This is a genomic window from Micromonospora sp. NPDC049580 (assembly GCF_040675595.1).
GTDB lineage: Bacteria > Actinomycetota > Actinomycetes > Mycobacteriales > Micromonosporaceae > Micromonospora.
This window is the reverse complement of record NZ_JBFAPG010000434.1, coordinates 1-5448: the sequence shown is the minus strand read 5'-3', so window position 1 is coordinate 5448 and position 5448 is coordinate 1. Positions and strand designations below refer to the sequence as shown.

The following is a 5448-nucleotide window of genomic DNA, read 5'->3' as shown; positions in this document are numbered from 1 at the left end:
CTTGACGGTGTCGGCGTCCGGCGGGTCGTCGGGGCTGCCCTCGGGGAGCACGATCCCCCGGGAGCCGAGGAACGACCGGACGCCGTCGGCGCGGGGCCGGCCGTCGACGTAGCGGTTGTAGTCCGGGCCGGGGTCGAACGGCTGGAAGGGTTCTCCGGTTGCCGTGGCCCGCTGCCGCAGGAACTCGTCGAACGTCTTCGTCCAGGCGGCGTTGTGCACCCGGGCGGTCTGCGTCAGCACACCGTCCAGATCGAAGAGACAGGCGGTCACATGAGCAGGTAGGCCCAGCACGGTACGAATCTAACCACCCGGCCCGGCCCGCAAACCCGTTTTCGGCCGCCCGTGGCCTCGCTCAGTTCGGCCGCAACGTCCAGATCACCGTCATCGCCGAGGTGGGTGTGCCGTCCTCGGTGGCGATCTCCACCTCGACGGCGAACTCGGGCCGCCGACCGGACTCCAGCTCGGCGATCACCTCCGGGGCGGGCCGCCCGAGCCGCGCGGCGGCCAGCACCGGCCCCCGGGCCAGCTTGCGGTAGGCGATCTCGGCCCGGACGGCGAGCGGCACGCAACGATCGAGCAGCTGCCCGAAGGCGGCCAGCACGACCGCGCCGGAGGCCGTCTCGCCGAGCGTGAACATCGCCCCGGCGTGCGGGCCGCCGACGTGGTTGTGGGTGGCCGGCGTGTCGGGGAGTCGGACGACGGCCCGCACCCCGCCGTCCGCCTCCGGTGCCACCTCGACGAATTCGATGCCGAGCGTACGGGCGAACGGCACCGCTTCCAGGATGCCGGCCGCCACCTGGCGGGAGTCGATGGTCATAGCCCGACGTTACTTCTCGGTAACCAGGGCGGCAACCAGGGTTTTTCCCGGCTACCGACGGGTCAGAGGTTGGCGATCGTCCGCAGGATCTCCGCGTAGAAGTTGCCGTCGATGCTGCGGAAGAGCGAGAAATCCTGACCCGGGTCACCGAAGAACGGACGCAGCGTCCACGCCAACTGGGTGCCGACGAACCCGAAGAGCAGGATCCAGATGTAGAGCAGCGTCATGCTGGCCGGCCGCTGCGTCGGCTCGCCGCGCCGGGCCGGCGGGGTGGCCCACGGACGCTGCGCCGCCGGGTAGCCGGGCGGCATCATGCCGGGCGGGAACGAGCCGGGGGCCGGCTGTCCGCCCCACTGGGCCGGGACGTGCGCGGGCACCTGAGCCGGGGTCTGCACCGTCGGTGCCGCGGCGGGCGTGCCACCGTTCGCGGCCGACCCCGCCACCGCTGCTCCTGCCGACCCGGCGACCGGCTCGGCATCCGCATCGGTGGTCGAGGCCGCACCGGCGGGCACGCTGGCCGGCACCGCACCGGCGGGCACGGCAGCCGGCACCGCCGGCGCTTGGGCGTTGACCTGGCCCGCGGCCCCGGCCGTGGCCACCGCCGGGGCGAGCAGGCCGTGGTCGTTGAGCACCTGCATCCCGCCGGTCAGAAAGCGCAGCCCGACCAGCGCCGACAGCGTCAGGATGGCGACGTTGAGCAGCTTGAAGAAGCCGTAGTCGGGCGCGGTGATCAGGAAGAAGAGGCTGATCGGTGCGAAGGCCACCGCGAGCATCGAGGTGACCGTGATCGCGACCATCACCAGCGCCAGCGACTGGCGCACCGACAGCCGGGCGCCGAACACCAGGTTGAACAGGTAGAGCGTGGGCAGGCAGATGGCCAGCGTGACCAGGAACAGCAGCGGCAGCTTCAGCGCGGACGTGAGCGCCATCAGCGGGCTGTGGAACGCCCCGAGCACCGCGCCGTAGCAGGCGAGCGCGATGGCGGAGCTGGCCAGCATCCGCCCGGTCAGCGCGTTGAGGTCGCCCTCGGCCACGATCTGCTGCCAGATGCCCTGCCGGTCGCGCAGGATGCGCTCGATGACGAGCGGGCTGGGACGGTCACCCGACACGGGTGCACCCCTTTCGGTGTGTCACATAGTGGACTAGGTGGGCAGACGGTAGGACACCGGACGGACCTCCCGCCACCCCGCTACGGCGTGGCGTCACCGCCAACCCACGTCGATCCGGGCCCCGCGCTCGTCGAAGAAGTGCAGCGCGTCCATCCGAACCGACACGGCGAGCGGATGACCGGCGGTGACCGCCGGGTACGGCGCCAGCCGCACCGCCAACTCGGCCGGGCGACGGTGGTGCCGGCCCGGGTCGGGGAGGACGCTGGTCCGCGTGGCGCCGTTCGAGACCTCCTGGGGCTCCACCGGCTTGCCGGTGAGCCGCTGCATCACCGCACCGAACCGGCGCAGTCCTCGCTGGCCCACGGGCGGCGGGTCCAGAGGCGCGCCCATCTCGTCCACGACGATCGCGGTCGCCCCGATGTCGAGGAACGCCAGCGACTCGTGCCCGTGGTGCTCCAGGTAGCGGATCCGGCCGCGCAGCACGTCACCGGGGCTGTCCGGGGCGACCGGGGTGAGCGCCTCGGCCCGCATCCCGACCACGATCCGCTCGCCGTGGTAATGCGCCACCGCCCGGCTGCGGATGTCGTTCCACGGCAGGTAGAGCGACTGGTCACCGAGGTTGAGCGTGACGTACCGGTCGAGGTGGACGTAGACCGACGCCTCCAGCAGGTTCATCCGGGGGCTGCCCAGGAAGGCGGCCACGTAGAGCGTCGCCGGGCGGCCGTACACCTGGGTGGGTGTGCCCACGTCCTGGAGCACGCCGCGGCGCATGATGGCCACCCGGTCGGCCATGGTCAGCGCCTCGGCCTGGTCGTGGGTGACGTAGACGGTGGTGACGCCCAGCTCCCGGGTCAGCCCGGAGATCTCCGCGCGCAGCTCGGCGCGCAGCCCACTGTCCAGGTTCGACAGCGGCTCGTCCATCAGGAACAGCCCCGGTCGTCGGACGATTGCGCGGCCCATGGCGACCCGCTGGCGCTGGCCGCCGGAGAGCTGGCCCGGCTTGCGGGCGAGCACGTCGCTGATGCCCAGGGCGCTCGCCACGTCGGTGACCCGCTCACCGCGCGGCTCCGGTTCGACACCGGCCAGCCGCAGCGGAAAGGCGATGTTGTCGCCAACGGTCATGTGCGGATAGAGCGCGAAGTCCTGGAAGACCATCGCGATCTTGCGGTCGCGTGGCGGCAGGTCGTTGGCCAGTTCCCCGTCCAGCAGCACCGCGCCCTGTGTCGGGTCCTCTAGACCGGCGATCATGCGCAGCACTGTGGACTTGCCGCAGCCGGATGGCCCCAGCAACACCATGAACTCGCCGTCGTTCACGTCCAGATTTATGCTGTCGACGGCCAACGTGCCGTCCTTGAAAACTTTGGTCACATCTTTGAGCGCGACGGTGCTCACCGTCACCTCCCCCAGGTCGTCGGCCGAACCCCCACAAGACTGTGACCAGGATCATTCGATTCGCACATCGGGTAAACGTCTCGTGTTCGGCCCATGACGCCGCTATTACGCCGGGACGAGGTGTCGTCGCGGTCAGCAGCCCGCCGACGGTTCGGGCTGTTCGCCGAGGAACACCCGGCGCACCACCCGCTCGGCCGCCTGCCCGTCGTCCAGGCGGCAGAACCGGCCCCGGAAGTGCTGGCGGGCCTTGTGCGCGGCGTCCGAGCGCACCGCGTCCGTGCGGAACAGGTCGAGCAGGTCGGCGAACGTGGTGGCCACAGCCCCCGGTGGCTCCGCGGTGACGTCGAAGTAGACACCCCGGGCCAGGCGGTACGCCTCCCAGTCCGGCGTGTAGAGCACGATGGGCCGGTCCAGCACCGCATAGTCGAACATCGCCGAGGAGTAGTCGGTGACCAGCACGTCGGCGACGAGGTAGAGATCCTCCACCCGCTGGTAGCCGCTGACGTCGCGCACCCGCTGGAAGTCCAGCGGCCAGCCGGGCCGGCGCTCCCGGTCGTGGAAGTAGTGGCTGCGCATCAGCAGCCGTCCCGAGTCACCGAGCGCGGCGACGAACCGGTCCGGGTCGAAGGGCGGCCGGTAGCCGGGCAGGTGCTCGCGGTGCGTCGGGGCGTACAGGACCACCTGCTCGTCGGGCCCGAGGCCGAACTCCGCGCGGAGCCGGCGTACCTCGTCCGGACTGGCCGTGACCAGCCGGTCGTTGCGCGGATAGCCCACCTCAAGCGTCGTGTAGGTGGCCGGATAGGCCCGGTCCCACATCTGGGTGGAGAAGCTGTTGGCGCTGACGCTGTAGTCCCAACGGTCCACCCGGCGCAGCAGGCCGGCGAAGTCCATCCGGCCCGCGCCGACCGGGTAGCGCTGCTGGTCGAGCCCCATCACCTTGACCGGGGTGCCGTGATGGGTCTGCACGTGCACCTGCTCCGGCCGCTTGCGCACGAAGTCCGGGTAGTTGACGTTGTTGACCAACCACCGGGCCCGCGCGAGGACCCGGTAGTACGCCGGGGTGCCGGCGACGACGTACTCCACCCCGGCCGGGACATCGTCCACCCGGTCGCGGCGCACGATCCACACGCCCCGCACCTCGGGGGCCAGCCGGCGGGCCGCCTCGTAGATCGCGGCCGGGTTGCAGGAGTACCCGCGGTACCAGTAGGCCGCGTACACGGCGAGCGTCGGGTCCACCGGCCGGCGCAGCTCCGCCCGGTAGTACTCGTGCAGCAGCCCGTCGCGGGTCAGCCGCGCGCCGCGCCGGGCCACCGGCCCGACCCGACGACGGGCGGTACGCGCCTGCCTCCAGGCCGTGTCGCGGGCCCGGCTGGCGGCCCGCAACGCGCTGAACGTCCGCCACCGGCCGGCCGCCACCAGCCGGTGCTTGACTCCCTCGACGCCCTCCGGCACGGGGTACCCGCCCTCTGGCAGCCACCGCGCGTAGTCGGCGGTGATCTGCGCGAAGAACGCCGGCCGCAGTTCCGGGGCGATCCGCTGACCGTTGCCCAGCACGGTCAGGTAGTGCCAGATCATCCGTTCGAAGACCGCCGGCCGCAGCGCGTCCACCGCCGGCGACCAGGCGTCCATCAGGTGGAAGACCCGGTGCCACTGCGGGAACACCTCGAAGTGCCGGTCCCCTCTGGTCTTCGTGATCGCGCCGGCACGGCGCTGCCGGTAGTTGACGCAGACCCGATCCAGTACGCCGATCCGCTGCGCCGCCATCAGCACCGGGTAGCTGAACGAGACGTCCTCGTACCAGCCGTCCGAGAAGCGCAACCCCAGCTCGACCAGAAACTCGCGGCGGACCAGCCGGTTCCAGGCGGTGTGCAGCAGCCGCATCGCCTCCGGCCGGTCCCGCAGCCGGAAAGTGGCCGCCCCGGGCGACTCCGGGAACACCTCGGCCATCGCGCTGCGGGTGGCGGTGTCGTTCCAGTGCGTCCGGACGTGGTCCACCAGCAGCACGTCCGGCCGGGTCGCGCGCAGTCGCTCGGCCACCTCCCGCAGGCAGTCCGGCGCCAGCCAGTCGTCCCCGTCGAGAAACCACACGTACTCGCCGACGGCCTGGTCCAGCCCGCAACATCGGGCTGG

The 5448-nt window shown here is 71.7% G+C and carries 4 protein-coding genes and 1 pseudogene; all 5 read right to left on the bottom strand.

The window, feature by feature from the left end; genetic code table 11:
- Window positions 1-291 (bottom strand): annotated as a pseudogene (locus tag AB0J68_RS26155) (hypothetical protein); the annotation flags it as partial.
- Between the two features lie 61 nt (window positions 292-352).
- A complete protein-coding gene (locus AB0J68_RS26150; protein WP_354861951.1) occupies window positions 353-817 on the bottom strand; it encodes a DUF4442 domain-containing protein in 465 nt (154 codons plus the stop codon).
- A gap of 62 nt (window positions 818-879) precedes the next feature.
- A complete protein-coding gene (locus AB0J68_RS26145) occupies window positions 880-1926 on the bottom strand; it encodes a hypothetical protein (RefSeq protein ID WP_363940860.1) in 1047 nt (348 codons plus the stop codon).
- Window positions 1927-2019: 93 nt separating this feature from the next.
- Entirely contained in the window at window positions 2020-3318 is a 1299-nt protein-coding gene (locus AB0J68_RS26140) for an ABC transporter ATP-binding protein (protein WP_354861948.1), read from the bottom strand.
- 132 nt (window positions 3319-3450) lie between these two features.
- Window positions 3451-5448 (bottom strand): CDP-glycerol glycerophosphotransferase family protein (locus tag AB0J68_RS26135; RefSeq protein ID WP_363940858.1); only part of this gene is annotated, 1998 nt, incomplete at its 5' end.

Excerpts from the sequence above, each read along its gene's own strand:
- AB0J68_RS26150 (WP_354861951.1), bottom strand. The coding sequence starts at position 817 with ATGACCATCGACTCCCGCCAGGTGGCGGCCGGCATCCTGGAAGCGGTG.